The sequence below is a fragment of the Spirosoma lituiforme genome (assembly GCF_054776635.1).
Genome location: NZ_BAAHBO010000001.1, coordinates 1,514,538 through 1,534,868, shown reverse-complemented (window position 1 = coordinate 1,534,868; position 20,331 = coordinate 1,514,538). Strand labels below are relative to the sequence as shown.

Here is a 20,331-nt window from a genome sequence, read left to right as displayed (position 1 = left end):
TTTAAAGAAAAAAATTTACAAATAAATACGGTTTTTTCGTGACAATCTAAAGCCCAATGTTAAGTTTTTGTTACATTTTCTGAAGAAAATCCCAGCAAATGATGCCCGCTGTGACAGCAATATTCAGCGAATGCTTTGTGCCAAACTGAGGGATTTCGAGCACCAGATCAGCCAGTTGAATAATGTCGTCCTGAACGCCCGTGACTTCATTACCCAACACAAACGCATAGGGTTTGTTTGGCTCCGGAACAAAATCGGCCAGGGATGTGCTGCCTTCAGCCTGCTCCACAGCCGCAACTAGCCAGCCATCTACCTGGAGTTGCTTTATCAGGTCAATAACATCAGGGACGTGTTGCCAGGAAACCGATTCGGTGGCACCGAGGGCCGTCTTGGTTATGTCGCGATGGGGTGGTTGCCCTGTTATGCCGCCCAGGTAAAGCTTCGCGGCCCGAAACGCGTCGGCTGTACGAAAGACCGATCCAACGTTATTGAGACTTCGGATATCATCCAGAATAAGACAATACGGAAATTTTTCGGCGTCTTTGAAATCATCAACTGACAGGCGCTTCAGGTCATCCAAAGCGAGTTTGCGAAGAGGCATGGGCAGCGTTAAGTGAAATGAAAGCACAAAGAACGGAAGAAGTCCGACAATAGTGGATGCTGAAAAGGCCATATCCCCTCAGCAAAACCGGATAAGCACCATCCCGATAGTATGTCTAAGCAGCGTATAGCAGGTTTACGTTTGGCAATAATTAACATCGGGTAGCAAAAATCAGGACAAACCCGAAGGGTACCTGTTCGCTTTTATTCTCGCATTTTCGCCGAAAAATCACTATTTTTGTTTACGACAATCCAACGAAAATCAGTGAAATCAGCCACCGCAGCAAAGCCACAGGTCAAGAAAAACGAAACGCCCCTCAACCGCCAATACAACCAGATTAAGGCCAAATACCCCGGTGCGCTGCTGCTTTTTCGTGTTGGTGATTTCTACGAGACCTTTGGGGAGGACGCCATTCGGGCCAGCAAGATTCTGGGTATTACGCTGACTAAACGGAACAACGGCGGATCGAACGAAGAATTGGCTGGGTTTCCCCATCACTCCCTTGATACGCACTTACCCAAACTCGTTCGGGCGGGCGAACGCGTCGCTATCTGTGATCAGCTCGAAGACCCCTCCGTCGCTAAGGGGATTGTTCGTCGCGGGGTGACCGAACTGGTAACGCCCGGGGTTTCATTTAACGACAACGTACTCGATACCCGGCGTAATAACTACCTGGCTGCGGTCCATTTTGGCAAGAGCGGGGCCAGTAACCCGGATGACCAGTTCGGGATATCGTTTCTGGATATTTCGACGGGTGAATTTCTGGCATCGCAGGGCAATGCCGCCTACGTCGACAAGCTGTTGCAGAGTTTTAATCCGTCGGAAGTGCTTTACTGTAAACGTAACCGGCAGGAGTTTGCCAATTTATTTGGCGATAAATTTCATACCTACACGCTCGAAGACTGGGCCTTTACCTACGACTTTGGGTATAATTTTCTGAAGCAGCATTTTCAGACCACATCCCTCAAAGGGTTCGGGATTGATGGGTTGCCCGACGGGATCATTGCGGCTGGCGTTATTTTGCATTACCTGAACGAGACGGAGCACAAAGACCTTCAGCACATCACCCGCGTAACCCGGCTCGAAGAAGACCGGTATGTTTGGCTGGATCGCTTTACCATCCGCAACCTCGAACTTACCGTTGCCCAGCAGGAAGGAGGCATTCCGCTGATTCAGATTCTCGACCAGACTGTTACGCCGATGGGTGCACGGCTGCTGCGCAAGTGGCTCAATCTGCCGCTCAAGGAAAAGGCTCTCATTGATGAGCGGCTCAATATGGTTGAGCTTCTCGTCAACGATATTGACCTGGCCGATGCGCTGGTCGGTCATCTGCGGCAAATTGGCGATCTGGAGCGCCTGGTGTCCAAAGTAGCCGTTCGGCGGATAAGTCCGCGGGAGTTGTTGCAGCTGAAACGGTCGTTGCAGCATGTGTTGCCCATTAAGGAGTTGCTGATTACGGCGCTGAGTCAGAACGATTCCTCGTCCCGGAACGCTGTATCGCTCAAGAAATACGCCGATCAGTTAAACCCGGTTTCGTTTCTGCTCGACCGCATCGAGACCGAATTGCGCGAAGATCCACCAACGCTTTCCAACCAGGGCGGTATAATCAAGCCGGGCATCAACGCGGAACTGGACGAACTAACGGCTATTGCCTATTCGGGTAAAGATTACCTGTTGCAACTACAGGAACGCGAAGTACAGCGGACGGGTATAAGCTCGCTTAAAATAGCGTACAACAAAGTATTCGGGTATTATCTGGAAGTGACCCACGCCCATAAAAACCGGGTACCTGAAGAGTGGATCCGGAAACAGACGTTGGTAAATGCCGAACGGTACATCACGCCGGAACTGAAGGAATACGAGGATAAAATTCTGAATGCTGAAGAGCAGATTTTTCAGATCGAAGCCCGGATGTTCAACGAAATGGTTATTGCCGCTGGCGAGTACGTGGGAGCCATTCAACAGAATGCGCGTGTGCTGTCGGTGCTGGACGTGCTGGCGTCGTTTGGCCGGGTAGCGGTTAAGAACAAATACGTCCGCCCGTCGATCAACGAGAGCAAAATACTAAATATCAAGGATGGAAGGCATCCGGTCATTGAACAACAATTGCCCCCCGGCGAGCCCTATATTCCCAACGATATTTACTTGGACGACGAAACCCAGCAGATCATCATCATTACGGGACCCAACATGGCCGGTAAGTCGGCGCTGTTGCGGCAAACGGCGTTGATTGTGCTGATGGCGCAGTCAGGCAGTTTTGTTCCCGCTTCAGTGGCTGAACTGGGTCTGGTCGACAAGATTTTTACGCGTGTGGGGGCATCGGATAACCTCTCGCGGGGCGAAAGTACGTTCATGGTCGAAATGACCGAAACGGCTAGTATTTTAAATAACCTGAGCGAACGAAGCCTGATTCTGATGGACGAAATCGGGCGGGGAACGAGCACGTACGACGGCGTATCGATTGCCTGGTCAATTACCGAGTACCTGCATAACAAAACCGATTGCCGTCCTAAAACGCTGTTTGCCACCCACTACCACGAACTAAACGACTTGGCTGCCGACAATCCACGTATCAAAAATTTTAATGTATCGGTGAAAGAGTTGGGTAATAAGGTGATCTTTCTGCGTAAATTGAAAGAAGGTGGGTCGGAACACAGCTTTGGTATTCACGTCGCTCAAATGGCCGGCATGCCCGCTCAGATCGTTAGCCGGGCCGGTGAGATTTTGAAGCAACTGGAGTCATCACACCAGCGCGAGGCTAATCGGGAGACTATCCGGCAGGCGGTACCTCAGGAACGGGAACTGGCCCTTCGCATCATCGAATCCGGCGATCCGAAATCCGAAGCGATCAAGGAAAAGCTGCGCTCCATCGATGTAAATCGCCTGACACCCATCGAAGCCCTGCTGAAGCTGAATGAACTGCTGAAAATGGCGGAGTAAGTAGACGACTATAATGTACTGTTATGGACAAAAGTATTCACCCTCAATACATTACTGACGAGCACGGGAAGCGTGTTTCGGTGATATTACCAATTCAACAGTGGCAACAGGTTCTGGATGAGTTGGAGGAACTGGATGACATCAGACTCTATGACGACGTAAAAGCCAGGAACGAACCGACTATCCCGTTGGCTGAATACAGACAGAAACGGCAGCGGGCGAATGGTTAAATACAACGTTGTTTTAACGAAGACAGCCCAGAAACAATTAGACAAAATGCCTGATCAGGTAGCTGACATGTTGTTGGACACAATTGAAAAGCTGGCTGATGAGCCAAGGCCTGATGGATGTAAAAAGTTGAAAGGCCGTTCTGGCTATCGGGTCCGAAAAGGAGATTATAGATTAATTTACGATATCCAGGACGATATACTGACTATCGAAGTTGTGGCAGTTGGACACCGCCGACAGATTTACGAATAAACTTAAGTAAACAACAACTCATTTAATATGGAACTTAACGCATTAACAGCCCCACTAACAGTACACGAAATCGAGTGGCGTGTGCAAAGCCAGACCAAAGACGGTCAGAAGATTGTCGTTGTGCCGTACATTACCAATCGGTGCGTTATGCAGCGGTTCGATGATCAGTTTGGCTGGGCAGGCTGGCAGAATGAAATCAAGGAAATTGATGGGGGATTTCTGTGTACGATCATGGCGGTATTGCCGGGAGGAGAAATTGTCCGGAAAACCGACGGGGCCAGTCGCACCAGCGTTGAACCCGTAAAAGGGGGCATCAGCGATGCCATGAAACGCTGCGCGGTGCAGTTTGGTCTTGGCCGGGCGTTGTATGACTTCCCCAAAGTAATGATCGAAACGACGGACAAGTACATCCCCAATTGGGCCACGCCTTTACTGGACAAGATGGTCGAGAAAATTAATTCGGGTGGTGCGGTGCGCGATGTTGTGGTGCTTAAGCCCGAACATGCCAAGCCAACAGCGAAAGCCGTATAAATAGTCGGTATACGGTATCTAGTTCTTGGTGTACGGCGGTCCGTCGCATGGTTGGCTGTTGCATTATATCCGTGGCCCGTGAGGACACAGGCCACGGATACACAACCAAAAATCCTTACTTATTGCCACTGCCTATGGCAGCCGGGGCACTACCTCCGCCCAGTCCCTGCGAGATGACAAGCAACTTATCGCTCAACGTTTGAATGGCCTTTTTGTAGCGGGCTTCCAGATCGGGCAGGTTCGCGGTCGATTTCAGCGACGCTTCGTACAGCAGGCCGGGCAGCATCCAGGAGGCATACCCGCTGTTGGGGTCCGACGAGGCATAAAGCGACTTGTACCAACCACCGAAAGCATTTCCCTTCGGGTCAATAAACGACCGTTCCAGTAACCGTAATTCTTTATTCAGCTCCACCAGCTTATCCGTACGCCCGGCTTGCAGGTAATTCTGCCGGGCCAGTTCGCAGGCGTCGGCATTCTTTTTCATATCGGCAACGGCATTGAGCAGCGGATTAATCGAGTAGGTTGGTGCATAGGCCTGAATGGCTTTTTCGGCCGCTTTCAGGTGAACCGCCAGATCGGCGGGGTAACGGGCCAGATCATAAGGAACCAGATCGGCATTGGCCAGCCGCATGGTCATTGTTCCCACAACCTGCTCCATCATCGGCCCCATTTTATAGGTTGGATCGGCAAATTTGTCGTAGAAATACAGATCGTCGTACTGCGAGTGATACAGGGTTGGTCCTTCCATACCCGCGCTCAACGATGGGATACCAATGTGCATGTAGGGGGCGATGTGGTCGGAACCACCGCCTAGGTTACCAATGGTTGGCTCGCCCGCTACCGTTGCCGGGGCCGACGATCCCGTTACGCGAGTTGGGTTTCCGGCGGCTTTGTGGCCCATCCAGTGCTGGTAAACTGTTTTGTTCGAATCCGGGTACTGAACCGCCTGGGTCGCTTCAATAATGAGTTTTTTCATGGACGGCGATGCACTCGCGCCAAAGGTTCGGCCCGACACAGCGGCATCATAGTTCATGTAGGCTACCGCCTTTTGCGAAAGCTCATCCCTAAACTGTTCGCTCCACTCCGCCGAACCGATCACGCCCGGCTCTTCGGCATCCCAATGGCATACTTTAATCGTGCGTCGGGGTCGTTGTCCGGCTTTGGCCAGTTTACCCATCGTTTCGGTCATGCTCAGCAGCATAGCGGTGCCCGAATTTGGGTCCGTAGCCCCATACGACCACGCATCGTAGTGACAACCGGCAATGATCCACTCGTCCGGGAACTCAGTTCCCGTTAACGTACCTACTACCTGATAAATCCGCTGAATTGTCCTCTCCTGTTTCACCATTAAGCGTACTTTCAGGGCCGGACCGCCTTCGAGTCGGTAGGTATAGGGGAGACCACCCTGCCAGCCCGCCGGAACGGGTCGTAGGCCCGCCATCCGTTTCAGAATTTCGGTAGCTGACCCGTAGGGAAGGGGTGTAACCGGTATCTTGTGCAGGCCAACAGCGTTCTGATCGAGCCGTTTGGGGGTGTTCTTGGCGTCCATGGGCAAAGCCGCTTCGCCGGGTGTGAGTGGGTCGCCGGTGTAGGGCGTCGTCAACAAAGAACCACGCTGAATCACACTTTCACTGTAATAGGGGCCTTCGGGGAACGTAAGGCCCCGCATGTAGCCGCTATCGGCGGGATCCGTAAAAATGATGACGCCAACGGCTCCATCGGCCTGGGCAAACTGGGCTTTATAGCCCCGGAAATTACCCCCGTACCGAGCCAGTACAATCTTGCCTTTCACTGAAATGCCCATGGCCTTCAGTTGCTCGAAATCTTCTTTCCGGCCATAGTTCGCGTAAACGACTTCGGCGGTGGCATCGCCCGAACCCGACCAGGCATTGTAACCGGGTGTCAGGCGTGGATCGCTGCTGTATTTGTCTTCCTTAAAAAGAAATTCCCGAATGTTGAGCGGCTGACGAATGGGCTCAACCAGTTCGACCGCAATGTCACCGGGACCCTTCGGTAGTAAGACGTCGTGTGGATAAATGTCTACCTGCCAGCCCGCCTTGCGCATGGTTTCGGCAATGTAATCACGGACGTGTTCGTTCTCGACCGAACCAGTCAGGTGGGGTACGCTGCTGAGGTTTACTAAGTGATTTTTAAACGCGGCCGACGATTGTTTGGCTTTAAACTCGGATTCGAGCTTGACCTGGGTTGCCTGTCGGGCGGGTACAAACCCGCTGAGCGTTGGGTTTGACTGGGCATGAACGGTAACCACGCCCAACAACAGGGCAAGCGATCCGTAACCAATTTTGAGTAAAGAGGTGTTTTGCATAAGAATCAGGTTGCATAATGCTCAAATATCGTTATTTAGTACGGTTAAATTATAGAAAGGCAAATGAATAGTGGGTATAAAAAAAGAGACGCCATTGGCGTCTCTCGGACAAATACGCGGTAAAGGCTGTGCCTCGTGCGAAAAACTCATAAAACATACCCCATTCGGCAGGGGCTACACCACGTTATTTCGGCATAGCGAAAATGGTAGAGTCAATTTTAGGGTTGAATACCATATTCGACAGCGTCATGGTTACGGGAGCTGGCATGGCCGGTGTATTGAGTTCGATGGTTGAGGGTATGGTTAATCCATCAATCGTTTTGTAATTGCCGTATTGCGACTTAACCTCACCGCTTTGGCCCTGTATACTAACCGTTGCCTTGCTGCCCGCCAACTGGAAGGTCGTTGCATCGACGTAATAATTTACCACACCTTCGGGTCTTGTCACTTTCAGGTTGAAGACATCCTTGCCACTCCCGTTCATTTTCTCCTTACCGACCAGCTCAACCGGATATTTCTTTTCTTTCGCCGTGGCTAACTCGGTGCCAATAATGTAGGTATTGCCTTTCTGTATCTTAACCTGATCGTCGGGCAAGGCCTGTGCACCGGAGCCACCCGCCATCGGGTTAATTGCCCAGCCTTTATCGCCATCAACGACCTGCGTTATTTGTTGCCCCATCGCCGTAATGTCCGTACGGGACGACTGGCCGACAATGGTCGTTGTTTTGGCCGTCATGTCCATGCCCATAATGTTCATACCCTGGTCGAACTGAACGGTTTTCACGGCGGCCACTTTGTCGGCACCCCCTAAGGCAGCAATGTTTTTATCGATTACTTCGGCGGCTGTCTGCGCAAAGGATAATGCTGGAATGGCCACGAGAGCCACAAGGGTAATAAGTTGCTTTTTCATGCAAGAAGATAAGTCAGATAGAGTGTAAAGATACTGAACCTGCCATAAAAGTCGGCAAGTACCGCCCTGGCTGAAAACAGTAAAACTCATTTCGGGGCAAATGACGACTTTTGGACTCGGCCGGCTTGCAGGGATAACGGGCGTTCGTTACCTTCATCGCCTTAAAACCTAACTGTATACGCTACAATGCTGTCAACGACCCGCGTTAAGCTGTCCGTTATGATGTTCCTCCAGTTCTTTGTGTGGGGGGCCTGGTACGGCCAAGTGACAAAATACCTTGAAACCCAACTTCATGCTACTGGTACCCAGCAGGGAGCCGCTTTTGCCACGTTTTCAATTGCCATGCTCATTGCCCCGTTCTTCGTGGGAATGATTGCCGATCGCTATTTTGCGGCTCAGAAAGTTCTGGGCGTACTCAATTTATTGGGAGCCGTCGTTCTGTTCTACCTCATTCAAGTAAATGATGCCGACCAGTTTTTCTGGGTACTGTTGGTTTACTGCCTAACCTTTGCCCCAACGCTGGCACTGACCTCATCCATCGCGATGCAGCAAATGGCCAGTCCCGAAAAAGAATTTCCGGGCATCCGTGTACTCGGTACTGTATCCTGGATTGTGGTGACCAACATTGTCGGATACTACGGCTTTGGCGACAAAGTGACGATTTTCCAGCTATCGATGTATTCGGCGATTGTATTGGGTATTTTCTCATTTTTCCTGCCCAACACCCCACCTAAAGCCACAACAGCTACATCGGTTTCGCAGATCCTGGGGCTGGATGCGTTTAAGTTATTTAAAGATCGTTCGTTTGCTATTTTCTTTCTCTCGTCGGTGCTGATCTGTATCCCCCTGTCATTCTATTATGCCATGGCTAATCCTTCACTGACAGATGGCGGTATGCAGAACGTAGAAAACAAAATGTCACTGGGGCAGGCTTCGGAGGTAATTTTTATGCTGCTCATCCCGCTGGCCTACACCCGGTTAGGGGTTAAGAAAATGCTTATCGTGGGGTTGATTGCCTGGATTGTACGGTTCATTTGCTTTGGCTACGGAGACGGTGGGTCTGGTGAATGGATGTTGTTTCTGGCCATTATTCTGCACGGAGTCTGTTACGATTTTTTCTTTGTTACCGGCCAGATTTACACCGACAACAAAGCGGGCGAAAAAATAAAGTCATCAGCCCAGGGCTTGATCTCACTGGCTACTTATGGTATTGGTATGGGAATCGGCTCCTATCTCTCCGGAATCGTGAAAGATATGTTCAGAACGGGTGACCGTGTTGACTGGACTAGCTTCTGGCTTGTTCCGGCGGGTATCGCGGCTGCCGTCTTGATTGTGTTCGTGTTGCTGTTCACCGATACGAAGCGGATTCAGGCCACGAAAGACGAGTTGGTGCCGGGTAATTTATGAGTGAACGGGTAGTGTACATCAGCAGAACGAATGGCGGTATACACTACCCAACAACAGGTTTAGATCATGGGAAAGAAACGGCGAATCACGTTCTACACAGACCTGAATGGTTCCCACAAGGATTAGATAAAGGAGCAGGTAGCTATGACACCTGAAGAGCGGTGGCGCATCTTTATTAAGTTGCGCAGACTGTATTTTGGTTTGGTGGGCGACTCACCCAGATCATCTAAATGTATCACACTTACAAAGCCATCCTGGCTGTAGAAAATTCAGAAGTAGAGATCGTTTCGTTAGAGCACTTTATGTATTTGGCTATGACGAGGAGGATGTGCAGGCAATGAGTACTACTGATTTCACGCAACCTCATATGATTCGTATCCATGACGCCCGTCGGACAAAAGAGTTAAATGATATTTTGATGATTGATGAGGTAAAAAAGCAGAATAACCCGCCAGAATAAACATCATACCTCTTTTTTGCATGCAACTTATTTCCTATAACATAAACGGTATCCGGGCGGCTATTCGGAACGGATTGATTGACTGGCTGGCAGAGCATCCGTTCGATATTCTTTGCTTTCAGGAAGTTAAAGCAACAACCGATGTAGTTGACCTATCTGTTTTCGAACAGTTGGGCTACCAGTACCATTGGCACGCGGCCGAAAAGAAAGGCTATTCGGGCGTAGCAACCTTTTCGAAAATAGCACCTACCCACGTTGTCGTGGGCTGCGGTTTGCCCGTCTATGACTGCGAAGGTCGTATACTCCGGACAGATTTTGGCGACCTGACGGTGCTCAATTGTTACTTTCCTTCCGGTACGACCGGGGAAGCCAGGCAGGGCGTTAAAATGGAATTTCTACGCGATTTCTACGAGTATGTACAGACGCTCCGCCTGGAAAGACCGAAGCTGATTGTGGTGGGTGATTACAACATTGCGCACACCGCTATCGACATTCACGACCCGGTTCGAAATAAGAACACAACGGGTTTTCTGCCCGAAGAACGTGCCTGGATGGATAATTGGTTTGGCAGCGGTATGACCGATGGGTTTCGCTATAAACACCCCGGCGCGGTAGCGTATAGCTGGTGGAGTTATCGGGCGGGTGCCCGTACCAGCAACAAAGGCTGGCGCATTGATTACGCATCCCTCACGGACAACCTGCGCGACCAGATCATAGATTGCACCATGTTACCCGATGTTGTTCACGCCGACCATTGTCCGGTTTGGTTATCAATGGTGAATGATAGATTGATTGAATGATAGAATGGCTGGCGTGTATATCTACTCAATCATTCAATCAATCTATCATTCACCATTAAGCTATGTACTTCCTTATTTACAAACCCTATCTTATGCTTTCCCAGTTTAGCCGGGAGGGGGATAAACAGACCCTGGCCGATCTGGAATTTGATTTCCCGACTGACGTGTATCCGGTCGGACGGCTTGATGCTGATAGTGAAGGCCTGTTATTATTAACAAACGACAAACAGCTGAACCATAGGCTACTAAATCCTAAGTTCCGGCACAATCGGACCTATTATGTGCAGGTTGATGGTGCGCTGACGGACGAGACTTGCCAGCAACTAGCCAAAGGCGTCACGATCTCGGTAGACGGAAAACCGTATCATTCGTTACCGGCTACGGCAGCAGTCATTGACGAACCGAACCTGCCCGAGCGAACCCCGCCAATTCGCTATCGTGCCGCTATTCCCACCTCCTGGGTATCCATTGCGCTCCATGAAGGCAAGAATCGCCAGGTGCGTAAAATGACCGCTGCGGTGGGTTTTCCCACGTTGCGATTAGTCCGTTGGGCTATTGAAAGATTAACGGCCGAAGGTATGGTACCCGGTCAGGTCCGCGAACTCAGCCGGGCGGAAGTAATGCAGGGCCTGCGCTTAAAGTAAGCTGAATACCCTGTCCGGCTTACTTTACAATATTCCTTCATCCGCAAAGCTGAAATACGCCTTATCCGTAAATATCAGATGGTCAAGAACCGGAATATCCAGCAGTCGTCCGGCCTCTTTCAGCTTTTTGGTCAGGTCTTTATCCGCTTGCGAAGGCGTCAGATTACCCGAGGGGTGATTATGAAATAGAATCATCGACGACGCCAGATGCTCGATCGCCTGTTTGAAAATTAATTTAGGGTCAGCCACCGTGCCCGACACGCCCCCCGTACTAATTAATACTGGCCGCATGATCTCATTGGCGCGGTTCATCAGCAAAATCCAGAATTCTTCGTGTGGTTTGTCGATCAGATGAGGAATCATCTCGTTATACGCATCGCGTGAACAGGTAACCTTCGCCCGCTGGGGCCGGTCCTGTTCCTTTCGCCGACGACCAAGTTCAAGCGCAGCTATGATGGTAATGGCCCGGGCTTCGCCAATGCCGCGAAACTTCGAAAGGTCTTTGATGCTTAGTTTGGCCAGATCGTTCAGGTTATTATCAACACTTTTCAGAATGATTTTGGCTACATCGACGGCGGTAAGATCGACGGTACCGGCGTTGATCAGAATCGCGATTAGTTCGGCTTCCGAAAGGACAGCCTTGCCCTTGAGCATGAGTTTTTCACGCGGGCGATCTTCTTCTGCCCAGCTCTGAATGGTGCCGGAAGATGGATAGGTCATGGATATAAGTCAATTACGGTGCTGTTTAGGTGTACAAAATGCACAAAAAAACCTTACCCGCAAAAAGGTAAGGTTTCGTATGACTTAGCATCCGCAAAAACGGGCATTGTCTATTTTGCAGATAGCTTGTTGACTATGAATCCGACAACAAAAAACTGCTTATTAAGCTTGAGCAGCTTTCAGGCTGTTCACCAAACGAGCCAGTTTCGACTTGTTGTTAGCAGCTTTGTTTTTGTGAATGATGTTACGCTTAGCGAGTTTGTCTAAGGCAGACGAAACTGTTTTGTACAACTCAACGGCCATGGCGTGGTCGGTTGTTGTACGAAGTTTCTTAACCATGTTCCGGGTGGTTACGTGCTGGTAACGGTTCAACAGACGCTTCTTGGCACTCGACCGGATTGCTTTTTTTGATGACTTGTGATTTGCCATTGGTATATAAAATGAGATCGTTGTCGCGATATGAGGGCGCAAAAATAAGAATTTCGAATGGAACAAGCAACTGTTCCATTCGAAATTCTTTGATTTACTCAGTCTTACTGACGAATATCTGCGTTGACTGTCAACGTTTTTTCCCAGACAACCTCGTTTTGTTTCACGAATTGTTTGTAGGCCTCGCTGTTCTCAAATGTTTTTATATCGGCTTCGGATTGAAACGTAAGGTAATGTACTACGTCATAGTCTGAAACGGCCTGATTGGGCAGAATTGTCTTGCCGGACGTGTAACCAACGATCTGTGGAATTTCGTGCTTTAGGGTAGCAAAACCGTTCATATGCTGTTCAACGGCTGCGCTTTCAATCCCTTTTTTGAATTTAACGCATACAATTTGCTGTTTCTGGGCTTTTCTGGCCGGTGAGTAAGCACCGTAGATTGTTAAAGCAAAAGCGCAAAGCAACACAATAATTAGGGTATATCCCTTCGATTTGGCATTCATGTTATTTGAGATTTATTATTTTAAACCAAATTTTGTTCTGATTAACATGATGTGTTAGTTAAATAGTTAAACATTTTAACTCTATAGTACCATGTTTTGTCAAATGTACAAACGATTTATTTGGCTGATTGTTTTTGTTGCTGTTTTTTTTAGTCAACGCGCCATCGGTGGCTCTGCTAAGCCTGCTGTGTTTGGTCATAACTTGGATATGAACAAAGGTCAGCCGTTCCACCGGCCGCAACGGATAATCAACTACCAACCTGATTGGGGCTTTTTTGCGCATCAGCACATCAATCGACTTGCCGTGTTCACGCTACCGACGGATATGATGCCTTTTTTCAAGAAATACAGTAGCTTTCTGGCCGATAATGCCGTTAATCCCGACAAGCGCCGGTATGCTGTAGTCGGGGAGGCCCCTCGCCATTTTATTGACCTTGATGCCTACGCAGACACAACGGCTGCAACGTTACCCCGCTATTATAAGGAGGCAACGGAGCGGTACGGTGAAGATACGCTGGCCTTACATGGGCTGGTACCCTGGCAGATACAACTGACGAAATACCAGCTGACGGAAGCATTCAAGCAACTTAATGTTCGCCGAATCCTGCGTGTAGCGGCCGATTTAGGTCATTATATTGCTGACGCCAATGTACCTCTGCACACGACTCGAAACTACAATGGGCAGTTAACCCGCCAGCAGGGGATACACGGATTTTGGGAGTCGCGGCTACCGGAGCTATTCAGTACCGATTATGATTTTCTGACGGGGCAGGCTGAGTATATCTATTCTCCTCAGAAAGCTGCCTGGCGGGCCGTGTTCAACGCCAATGCGGCCCTGGATTCTGTGTTGCGTTTCGAAAAGCAGCTCACCGAAGAGTTGGGAGAAAATCGAAAATACGGATTCGAAGAGCGTAACGGATTAACGACCAAAGTCTATTCGGCCGATTTCTCGCGGCAGTACAGCGAACGGTTGAGTGGGCAGGTCGAACGCCAGATGCGGGCGTCGGTAAAAATGGTGGGTGACTTTTGGTACACCTGCTGGGTAGATGCCGGTCAGCCGGATTTGCGGGCTCTGGCAAAATACCAGTTGACTGATCAGGAGCAGAAAGAGGAAGTAGACGAAAAGAAAAGCTGGCTGAGACGCCTGTTTTCGGCAAGGGAGGAAAATTGAACCGTACAGATGACCCCATAGAGGTTATGCGACTTTTCTGACCGACTAGGCTCTTGCTGGCACAAAATGCAGATCGGCGAAGGCCTAGTTGGTCAGAAAAGTCACATAAATCCCGCGAGGCCGCCTGCGCGGCTTAATCATTACACTGACAGTTTCTTCATATAGTCAGCGTCGTTTTTGAGGCTAACCATAGGTGACTCAGCATACTCTTCCTGCTCCACCAGGAAGTACTTGATGCCGCTGTCCATCGCGACACGCAGTGTCTTCTTGAAATCTACGTTGCCTTTGCCCAGATCATTCTGAACGGGCTTGCCCGCTTTTACGGTGTAATCCTTTACATGGCACAACTCGTACCGTTTGCCGTACTTTTTAAGGTGTTCGGCCGTGTTTACGCCCGCGACGTCAATCCAGCATAAATCCAGTTCGAACATCACCTTGTTCGGGTCGGTGTTGTTGAGAAGGTATTCCTGGGGAAGTTTGCCATCCAGAGGACGGAATGAATAGTCGTGGTTGTGGTAGCCGAATTTCAGGCCAGCCTTGCTTACCTCTTCACCAGCTGCATTGAACTGATCGGCGATTTTCTTCCAGTCGTCCCAGGTTTTCTGCGGTCCTATGTAAGGGCAAAGCAAATAGGTCAATCCGGCACCGTGGGCCATTTCGATACTCTTTTTGAGTTCGTCCGGCTTCTCCATCTGTTCCCGGAAATTGAAGTGGGTGCTAACCATTTTGACACCCAGGCCGTCCAGAAACGATTTCATTTCTTTCGGCTCCAGGCCCCACAGGAAACCTTTTGCTCCGCTGAAACTTTCGAATTGCTTGTAACCCATGTTCGCCAGCTGCGTCATGACCTCCTTTGGGTCTTTTGGCAGTACATCACGGGCACTGTATAGTTGAACGCCAAACGGGCTGATCGATTTGGCCGGGGCACTGGCCAATAGGTTTGTCTGACTGAGGGTAAGGGCACCGGCCGTTAACAGGCCGGACTGCTTGAGGAAACTACGTCGTTGCATTGTTGGTAAAAGTTTGCAGGAATAAACCGTAAAGATGGGAAAAAAATGAGTGAAAGAGCGAATGAGCGAAAGGGCAAAAAACCAGCAGCCATGTTTTCGCTCTTTCACTCATTTACTCTTTCGCTCTTTAATCCTTTCACTCTTTACCTTTGTGCATGACATTTTCCAAATTATATCTGCAAGCCGGTCGCGATGAGGCCCTCCGGCGCTTTCACCCCTGGGTATTCTCACGAGCCATTAGTCGTTACGAAGGCAATCTGAACGATGGCGATGTGGTGGAAGTGTTTGACAGCAGACAAAAATACCTGGCTACCGGGCATTATCACGATGGCAGTATTGCCGTACGGGTGTTCTCGTTCGGGGCAACGGCGGGTGGTCCTGTGGTCCCTGACTTACCTTACTGGACGAAAAAACTGGCTCATATCCGGAGCATCCGGCAGGTGATTGTAACTGGTGAGACCAACTGTTATCGACTTGTTCATGGCGAAGGTGACGGCTGTACGGGGCTCATTCTGGACGTGTACAACGGTGTTGTCGTGTTTCAGGCGCACTCGATTGGCATGCACCGCGAGCGAGACGTTATTACCGAAGCCCTGAAAGCCGTATTTGGCGATGAACTGAAAGCCGTATACGATAAAAGTGCTGATACGCTGCCCGACGAGTACGGAGCTACCGTAACCAACAGTTACCTTTTCGGCCGGACGCCGGTACCGCATCCGGTAAAGGAAAACGGGAATACGTTTCTGATCGATTGGATTACAGGGCAGAAAACCGGTTTTTTCCTCGATCAACGCGACAACCGGGCCCTGCTGGCTCAATACGCTGAAGGCAAAAATGTGCTGAATGCGTTCTGTTATTCGGGTGGCTTTTCGGTATACGCGCTCAAGGCGGGGGCTCATTCGGTGCATTCCGTCGATGTTTCGCAGAAGGCAATTGATCTGACAACTCAGAATATTGCGGCCAATTTTGGGGAGAATGAAGAGCGTCATCAGGCCTATGCTGCCGATGTGATGCACTATCTGAAAAACCATGACGGTCAATATGACGTTGTTGTACTGGACCCGCCTGCTTACGCCAAAAGCCAGTCGGCTCGGCACCGGGCTGTGCAGGGGTACAAACGACTAAACGCCGAGGGGTTGCGTCGGGTAGCAAAGGGTGGTCTGTTATTTACATTCTCATGTTCGCAGGTGGTAGACCGGGAGTTGTTCTATAATACGATCGTGGCAGCTGCCATCGAAGCGGGCCGACAGGTACGCGTGCTGCATCATCTGAGCCAGCCCGCCGACCATCCCGTCAGTTTGTTTCATCCCGAAGGTGGGTATCTGAAAGGATTGGTACTGTGGGTAGAGTAGGCCGGAAAGCAATATAATCTTCCGGCGATTGCTTCTTCCATTTTCCTGTCCGGAAAGATACAATCTTACCAGCTTTACATTAATTTTGGGCCTTAACCGCACTGGCGGTCCAGTGGCCTGGTGCTTTGCTAGATAACCCGATATACACATAGCTAAATATGGCTGAATTAATCAGAATGCCCAAGATGAGCGACACGATGACCGAAGGCGTCATTGCGGAGTGGCACAAGAAAGTGGGCGATAAAGTAAAATCCGGCGACGTACTGGCCGAAGTTGAAACCGATAAAGCCACCATGGACCTCGAAGCCTATGATGAAGGTACGTTACTGTATATCGGTGTTGAAAAAGGCGCATCGGTGCCGGTAGACGGCGTTCTGGCCGTAATCGGTGCTGAAGGTGAAGATTATAAAGCGTTACTCGACGGCACGAGCGGAGGAAGCCAGGAAGCTGCGGCTCCGGTGGCCCCCAAACCTGAGCCTGCTCCAGCTCCCGCGGGTGCATCGGGCGCCGAAACCACGTCAAACCTACCAGATCAGAAAGCGGTGTCTGCCGCTCCGGCTGAGAACGTCAATGCGTCGATCATCCGGATGCCGAAAATGAGCGATACCATGACGGAGGGTACCATTGTGGCCTGGCACAAAAAAGAAGGTGATGCCGTAAAATCGGGCGATGTGCTGGCCGAAGTCGAGACCGACAAAGCGACCATGGACCTGGAAGCGTACGAAGAAGGTACGTTACTATATATTGGTGTAAAAGAAGGATCGTCTGTTGCCGTCGACGACATTATTGCTGTTGTTGGTGAGAAAGGGGCAAACTTCAAAGTACTATTAGAAGGCGGCTCGGCTCCGGCGGCTCCTGCTTCTACCGGTGGAGAGAGTGGCAGTGCAACGGCTGAGCAAAATCCGCAGGCTAGTTTACCGGCCAACGCTGATTCCGACTTATCCTATGCAGGTGGCGAAGGTGACGGTGCTGAATCAGAATCGAACGGACGCGTAAAAGCGTCTCCGTTAGCCAAACGCATTGCCGAAGAGAAGGGAATTAACCTTGCTCAGGTACAGGGAACTGGTCCGGAAGGTCGCATTGTCAAAAGCGATGTCGAATCATTTGTACCCGGAACGGCCAAACCTGCTCCAGCCGCCCAGCCCGCAGCACCCGCTCCGGCAGCACCAACGCAGGCTGCTCCGGCTCCAGCCGCTGCACCCGCTCCTGCACCAACCGCAACCTCCGTTGGGGGTGACTACGAAGATGTGCCGGTTAGCCAGATGCGCAAAACGATTGCCCGCCGGTTGAGCGAAAGCCTGTTCACGGCTCCGCATTTCTACCTGACCATGGAAATCAACATGGATAAGGCGATGGACTTGCGGGGTACGGTCAACGGACTTAGCCCGGTTAAAGTATCGTTCAATGATTTCGTGATCAAAGCGGCTGCGCTGGCCCTGAAGCAACATCCGAACGTAAATTCATCCTGGCTGGGCGATAAAATTCGCAAATATAAATACGTCAATATTGGTGTAGCCGTAGCGGTCGACGAAGGTCTGCTGGTACCCGTTGTTCGCAACGCCGATCAGAAAACGTTGTCAACCATTTCGGGCGAAGTGAAAGATCTGGCTGGAAAAGCCAAAGACAAGAAGCTTCAGCCGAAGGATTGGGAAGGCAGCACGTTCTCCATCTCCAACCTCGGTATGTTTGGTATCGAAGAGTTTACCGCCATTATCAACCCGCCCGATTCCTGCATTCTGGCCGTTGGTGCCATCAAGCAGACGGTGAAGTTTGACGGAGATGTGGCTAAACCAACAAACGTCATGAAAGTGACGCTCTCCTGCGACCACCGCGTTGTGGATGGTGCTACGGGTTCGGCCTTCCTACAAACGTTCAAACAACTGCTCGAAGATCCGATGCGGATGTTGGTGTAAGTTGGCTTGTGGTTGTGCAAAAGTGGCCCGTGAAGACACGGGCCACTTTTGTGAGAAGCAATGCTGACGTAAAAGTGGCCCGCGAGGCTGCCACACTAGCAATACTCACAAAAAAAGCCGTCCTGAATAACTCAGGACGGCTTTTTTTGTGAAGTAAATTAACGATTAGATAGCGGCTGGTTCCATAGCGCCCTGGAGTTTTTGCTCCAATACGTTTTTGGGAACGGCACCAATAACTTTATCCACTAACTGTCCGTTTTTGAAAATCATCAGGGTTGGAATGCTGCGGATACCGAATTTCGCGGGAACCTGCGCATTTTGATCCACGTCCATTTTGGCAACGATGGCTTTTCCTTCGTACTCGCCGGCCAGTTGCTCAACAACGGGTCCGATCATTTTACAAGGACCACACCATTCGGCCCAGAAATCTACTAAAACGGGTTTGTCAGAATTTATAAGATCGTTGAAGTTCGCGTCGGTTGCTTCTACGGCATGTGTTCCTGCTGCCATGACTGAAATGAGTTTATTAGTTGAACTTGTTTCATCCACATAAACCGTTTTCAGATCGTTTAGTTCCGAGTTAGTTACACCCCTATTTTACGTAGACAAGCATTTGTCCGGCCGCTCCGGTAGCCCGGCCGCTTATGCTTCGGGGAAGTGGTTACCTTTTCCTCAGCTATGGCCGTCCAGGGTATCAAAATTCAGCTGTGGTTCTGGAGGGACCATATCCTCATTATAGGACGGTAAAAAAAAAGAAACAGGTCAGGATCGCGAGTTTCGTTCGTGCTATTACCCCCATAAAAGCTCCGTGGGCGCTATGTTTTACTAATCCTCAACGTGTATCAGCCATCTATGATTACTGAAAATAAAGCCGACTCATCCCGTAAAATCCAGAAGCAGACCATTGATGAATTCGTTCGTTTACACGATCAAATACCTGTTACATCTAACGCTTCAGTTGCTAATAGTCAGGATATGATCTGCTTCATGCATTTGCGCTGGAACTTTGTCTATCAGCGCCCGCAGCATCTCCTGATCCGGGCTAGTCGGCAGTGGCGAATTTGGTACGTCGAGGAGCCTGTCTGGCATGATACGCTTCATCTGGACGTCCGGACCGTAGCCGATAACATTCGGGTTGTCGTACCTCATTTACCTCATGGCACTGATCCTGAAATGGGTATACGTCTACAGCGGCAACTGGTTAGTCAGCTGATTGAGCAACAGAACATCCGTGACTATATTAGTTGGTACTATACGCCAATGGCCATGCAATTTACCGATCATCTGCGTCCGCGCCTGACCGTGTACGACTGCATGGATGAGTTGTCGGCCTTTAAAGGGGCTTCGGCCCAATTGCTTCTCGAAGAAAAGCGCCTGCTCGATCAGGCGGATGTGGTTTTTACGGGGGGATATAGTTTATACGAGGCCAAATTGTCACGACACGAAAATGTGTTCGCCTTCCCGAGCTGTATTGACTACGAGCACTTTGAGCAAGCCCGTGAACCACTTCCCGACCCGGAAGATCAGCGGCATATTGCCGGTATGCGCATAGGCTATAGTGGCGTCATCGACGAACGCCTTGATCTTGATTTGCTGAGCGATGTAGCCCGACGATTGTCCGATTGGCAGTTTATTATGGTAGGACCAGTAGTGAAAATAGATCCTGCCACCTTGCCACAGGGAGATAATATCCACTACCTGGGTATGAAGGCCTACGCAGAACTGCCTGCTTATTTCAGTAACTGGGATGCCGCTATGATGCCCTTCGCGATCAACGAGGCAACCCGATACATCAGTCCGACAAAAACGCCGGAGTATCTGGCGGCTGGCCTACCCGTTGTGTCGACTCCCATTCGGGACGTTAAACGGATGTATGGCGGGTGGGAGCAGGTATTAATAACGGATTCCGCATCAGTTATTGAAACGTCTCTGAACCAAATGGTTCAGTACTCGTCTGCGTCGGACCGAACGGCACTGGATGCATTTTTACGGGAGCAGTCCTGGGAGAAAACCTGGCAGCAAATGCAGAAGCTGTTGGTCGGTCAGTTAAGCTACGTCGTCAAATAGAGTCATCAATAAACTCAGTAAGCCAGCCTGTCTTAACGGGGCTGGCAAAACGCTCAACCAGTCACTA

19 protein-coding genes are annotated in these 20,331 nt (G+C 50.2%); 11 read left to right on the top strand and 8 right to left on the bottom strand.

Annotated elements, in window-relative coordinates:
* Nucleotides 1–70: 70 nt before the first annotated feature.
* On the bottom strand, nucleotides 71–601 hold the full coding sequence (locus tag ACYU87_RS06545; RefSeq protein ID WP_461133218.1) for an RNA methyltransferase: 531 nt from the start codon (nucleotides 599–601) through the stop codon (nucleotides 71–73).
* 264 nt (nucleotides 602–865) lie between these two features.
* On the opposite strand from ACYU87_RS06545, the gene mutS reads away from it, so the two are divergent.
* The 4 genes from mutS to ACYU87_RS06525 are packed head-to-tail and all read left to right on the top strand — an operon-like array spanning nucleotide 866 to nucleotide 4,552.
* A complete protein-coding gene (mutS, locus tag ACYU87_RS06540) occupies nucleotides 866–3,541 on the top strand; it encodes a DNA mismatch repair protein MutS (protein WP_461133217.1) in 2,676 nt (891 codons plus the stop codon).
* Between the two features lie 23 nt (nucleotides 3,542–3,564).
* Nucleotides 3,565–3,771, top strand: a complete 207-nt coding sequence (locus ACYU87_RS06535; RefSeq protein ID WP_461133216.1) for a hypothetical protein — start codon at nucleotides 3,565–3,567, stop codon at nucleotides 3,769–3,771.
* Nucleotides 3,764–4,021 (top strand): type II toxin-antitoxin system RelE family toxin, encoded by a 258-nt coding sequence (locus ACYU87_RS06530; RefSeq protein ID WP_461133215.1) that lies wholly within the window; start codon nucleotides 3,764–3,766, stop codon nucleotides 4,019–4,021. The genes ACYU87_RS06535 and ACYU87_RS06530 overlap by 8 nt, the downstream gene beginning before the upstream one ends.
* A 27-nt stretch (nucleotides 4,022–4,048) precedes the next feature.
* Nucleotides 4,049–4,552, top strand: coding sequence for a Rad52/Rad22 family DNA repair protein (locus ACYU87_RS06525; protein WP_461133214.1), 504 nt, complete (start codon nucleotides 4,049–4,051; stop codon nucleotides 4,550–4,552).
* A 115-nt stretch (nucleotides 4,553–4,667) separates the two neighbouring features.
* Here ACYU87_RS06525 and ACYU87_RS06520 read toward each other — a convergent pair whose 3' ends face one another.
* Nucleotides 4,668–6,878 (bottom strand): M28 family peptidase, encoded by a 2,211-nt coding sequence (locus ACYU87_RS06520; protein ID WP_461133213.1) that lies wholly within the window; start codon nucleotides 6,876–6,878, stop codon nucleotides 4,668–4,670.
* A gap of 184 nt (nucleotides 6,879–7,062) precedes the next feature.
* On the bottom strand, nucleotides 7,063–7,788 hold the full coding sequence (locus ACYU87_RS06515) for a LolA-like protein (protein WP_461133212.1): 726 nt from the start codon (nucleotides 7,786–7,788) through the stop codon (nucleotides 7,063–7,065).
* A gap of 186 nt (nucleotides 7,789–7,974) precedes the next feature.
* Here ACYU87_RS06515 and ACYU87_RS06510 point away from each other — a divergent pair, with 186 nt between their 5' ends.
* From ACYU87_RS06510 to ACYU87_RS06500, 3 genes are all read left to right on the top strand, one after another.
* The gene (locus tag ACYU87_RS06510; RefSeq protein WP_461133211.1) at nucleotides 7,975–9,195 is read left to right on the top strand and encodes a nucleoside permease; all 1,221 of its coding nucleotides are present in this window, start codon (nucleotides 7,975–7,977) and stop codon (nucleotides 9,193–9,195) included.
* Between the two features lie 480 nt (nucleotides 9,196–9,675).
* A complete protein-coding gene (locus ACYU87_RS06505; RefSeq protein ID WP_461133210.1) occupies nucleotides 9,676–10,455 on the top strand; it encodes an exodeoxyribonuclease III in 780 nt (259 codons plus the stop codon).
* A gap of 62 nt (nucleotides 10,456–10,517) precedes the next feature.
* Nucleotides 10,518–11,099, top strand: coding sequence for a pseudouridine synthase (locus ACYU87_RS06500; protein ID WP_461133209.1), 582 nt, complete (start codon nucleotides 10,518–10,520; stop codon nucleotides 11,097–11,099).
* 24 nt (nucleotides 11,100–11,123) lie between these two features.
* Here the strand turns inward: ACYU87_RS06500 and radC are convergent, their stop codons facing one another.
* The 3 genes from radC to ACYU87_RS06485 all read right to left on the bottom strand — a co-directional run bounded on the left by radC (nucleotide 11,124) and on the right by ACYU87_RS06485 (nucleotide 12,751).
* Nucleotides 11,124–11,819, bottom strand: coding sequence for a RadC family protein (radC, locus tag ACYU87_RS06495; RefSeq protein ID WP_461133208.1), 696 nt, complete (start codon nucleotides 11,817–11,819; stop codon nucleotides 11,124–11,126).
* A gap of 162 nt (nucleotides 11,820–11,981) precedes the next feature.
* Nucleotides 11,982–12,248: a 30S ribosomal protein S20 gene (rpsT, locus tag ACYU87_RS06490; RefSeq protein WP_461068925.1), complete on the bottom strand. Its 267-nt coding sequence runs from the start codon at nucleotides 12,246–12,248 to the stop codon at nucleotides 11,982–11,984.
* A 104-nt stretch (nucleotides 12,249–12,352) separates the two neighbouring features.
* The gene (locus ACYU87_RS06485) at nucleotides 12,353–12,751 is read right to left on the bottom strand and encodes a Dabb family protein (protein WP_461133207.1); all 399 of its coding nucleotides are present in this window, start codon (nucleotides 12,749–12,751) and stop codon (nucleotides 12,353–12,355) included.
* A gap of 208 nt (nucleotides 12,752–12,959) precedes the next feature.
* Between ACYU87_RS06485 and ACYU87_RS06480 the strand changes: the two genes are divergently transcribed.
* On the top strand, nucleotides 12,960–13,922 hold the full coding sequence (locus tag ACYU87_RS06480) for a zinc dependent phospholipase C family protein (RefSeq protein WP_461133206.1): 963 nt from the start codon (nucleotides 12,960–12,962) through the stop codon (nucleotides 13,920–13,922).
* 140 nt (nucleotides 13,923–14,062) lie between these two features.
* Here ACYU87_RS06480 and ACYU87_RS06475 read toward each other — a convergent pair whose 3' ends face one another.
* On the bottom strand, nucleotides 14,063–14,932 hold the full coding sequence (locus ACYU87_RS06475) for a sugar phosphate isomerase/epimerase family protein (protein ID WP_461133205.1): 870 nt from the start codon (nucleotides 14,930–14,932) through the stop codon (nucleotides 14,063–14,065).
* 155 nt (nucleotides 14,933–15,087) lie between these two features.
* Between ACYU87_RS06475 and ACYU87_RS06470 the strand changes: the two genes are divergently transcribed.
* Together ACYU87_RS06470 and ACYU87_RS06465 are read left to right on the top strand one after the other, a co-directional pair.
* Nucleotides 15,088–16,284, top strand: coding sequence for a class I SAM-dependent rRNA methyltransferase (locus tag ACYU87_RS06470; RefSeq protein WP_461133204.1), 1,197 nt, complete (start codon nucleotides 15,088–15,090; stop codon nucleotides 16,282–16,284).
* A 158-nt stretch (nucleotides 16,285–16,442) separates the two neighbouring features.
* Complete coding sequence (locus ACYU87_RS06465; RefSeq protein ID WP_461133203.1) at nucleotides 16,443–18,197, top strand: pyruvate dehydrogenase complex dihydrolipoamide acetyltransferase; 1,755 nt, start codon at nucleotides 16,443–16,445, stop codon at nucleotides 18,195–18,197.
* A gap of 165 nt (nucleotides 18,198–18,362) precedes the next feature.
* Here ACYU87_RS06465 and trxA read toward each other — a convergent pair whose 3' ends face one another.
* Nucleotides 18,363–18,707 (bottom strand): thioredoxin, encoded by a 345-nt coding sequence (gene trxA / locus ACYU87_RS06460; protein WP_461133202.1) that lies wholly within the window; start codon nucleotides 18,705–18,707, stop codon nucleotides 18,363–18,365.
* A 342-nt stretch (nucleotides 18,708–19,049) separates the two neighbouring features.
* On the opposite strand from trxA, the gene ACYU87_RS06455 reads away from it, so the two are divergent.
* Complete coding sequence (locus tag ACYU87_RS06455; protein WP_461133201.1) at nucleotides 19,050–20,264, top strand: glycosyltransferase family 1 protein; 1,215 nt, start codon at nucleotides 19,050–19,052, stop codon at nucleotides 20,262–20,264.
* Nucleotides 20,265–20,331: the final 67 nt, after the last annotated feature.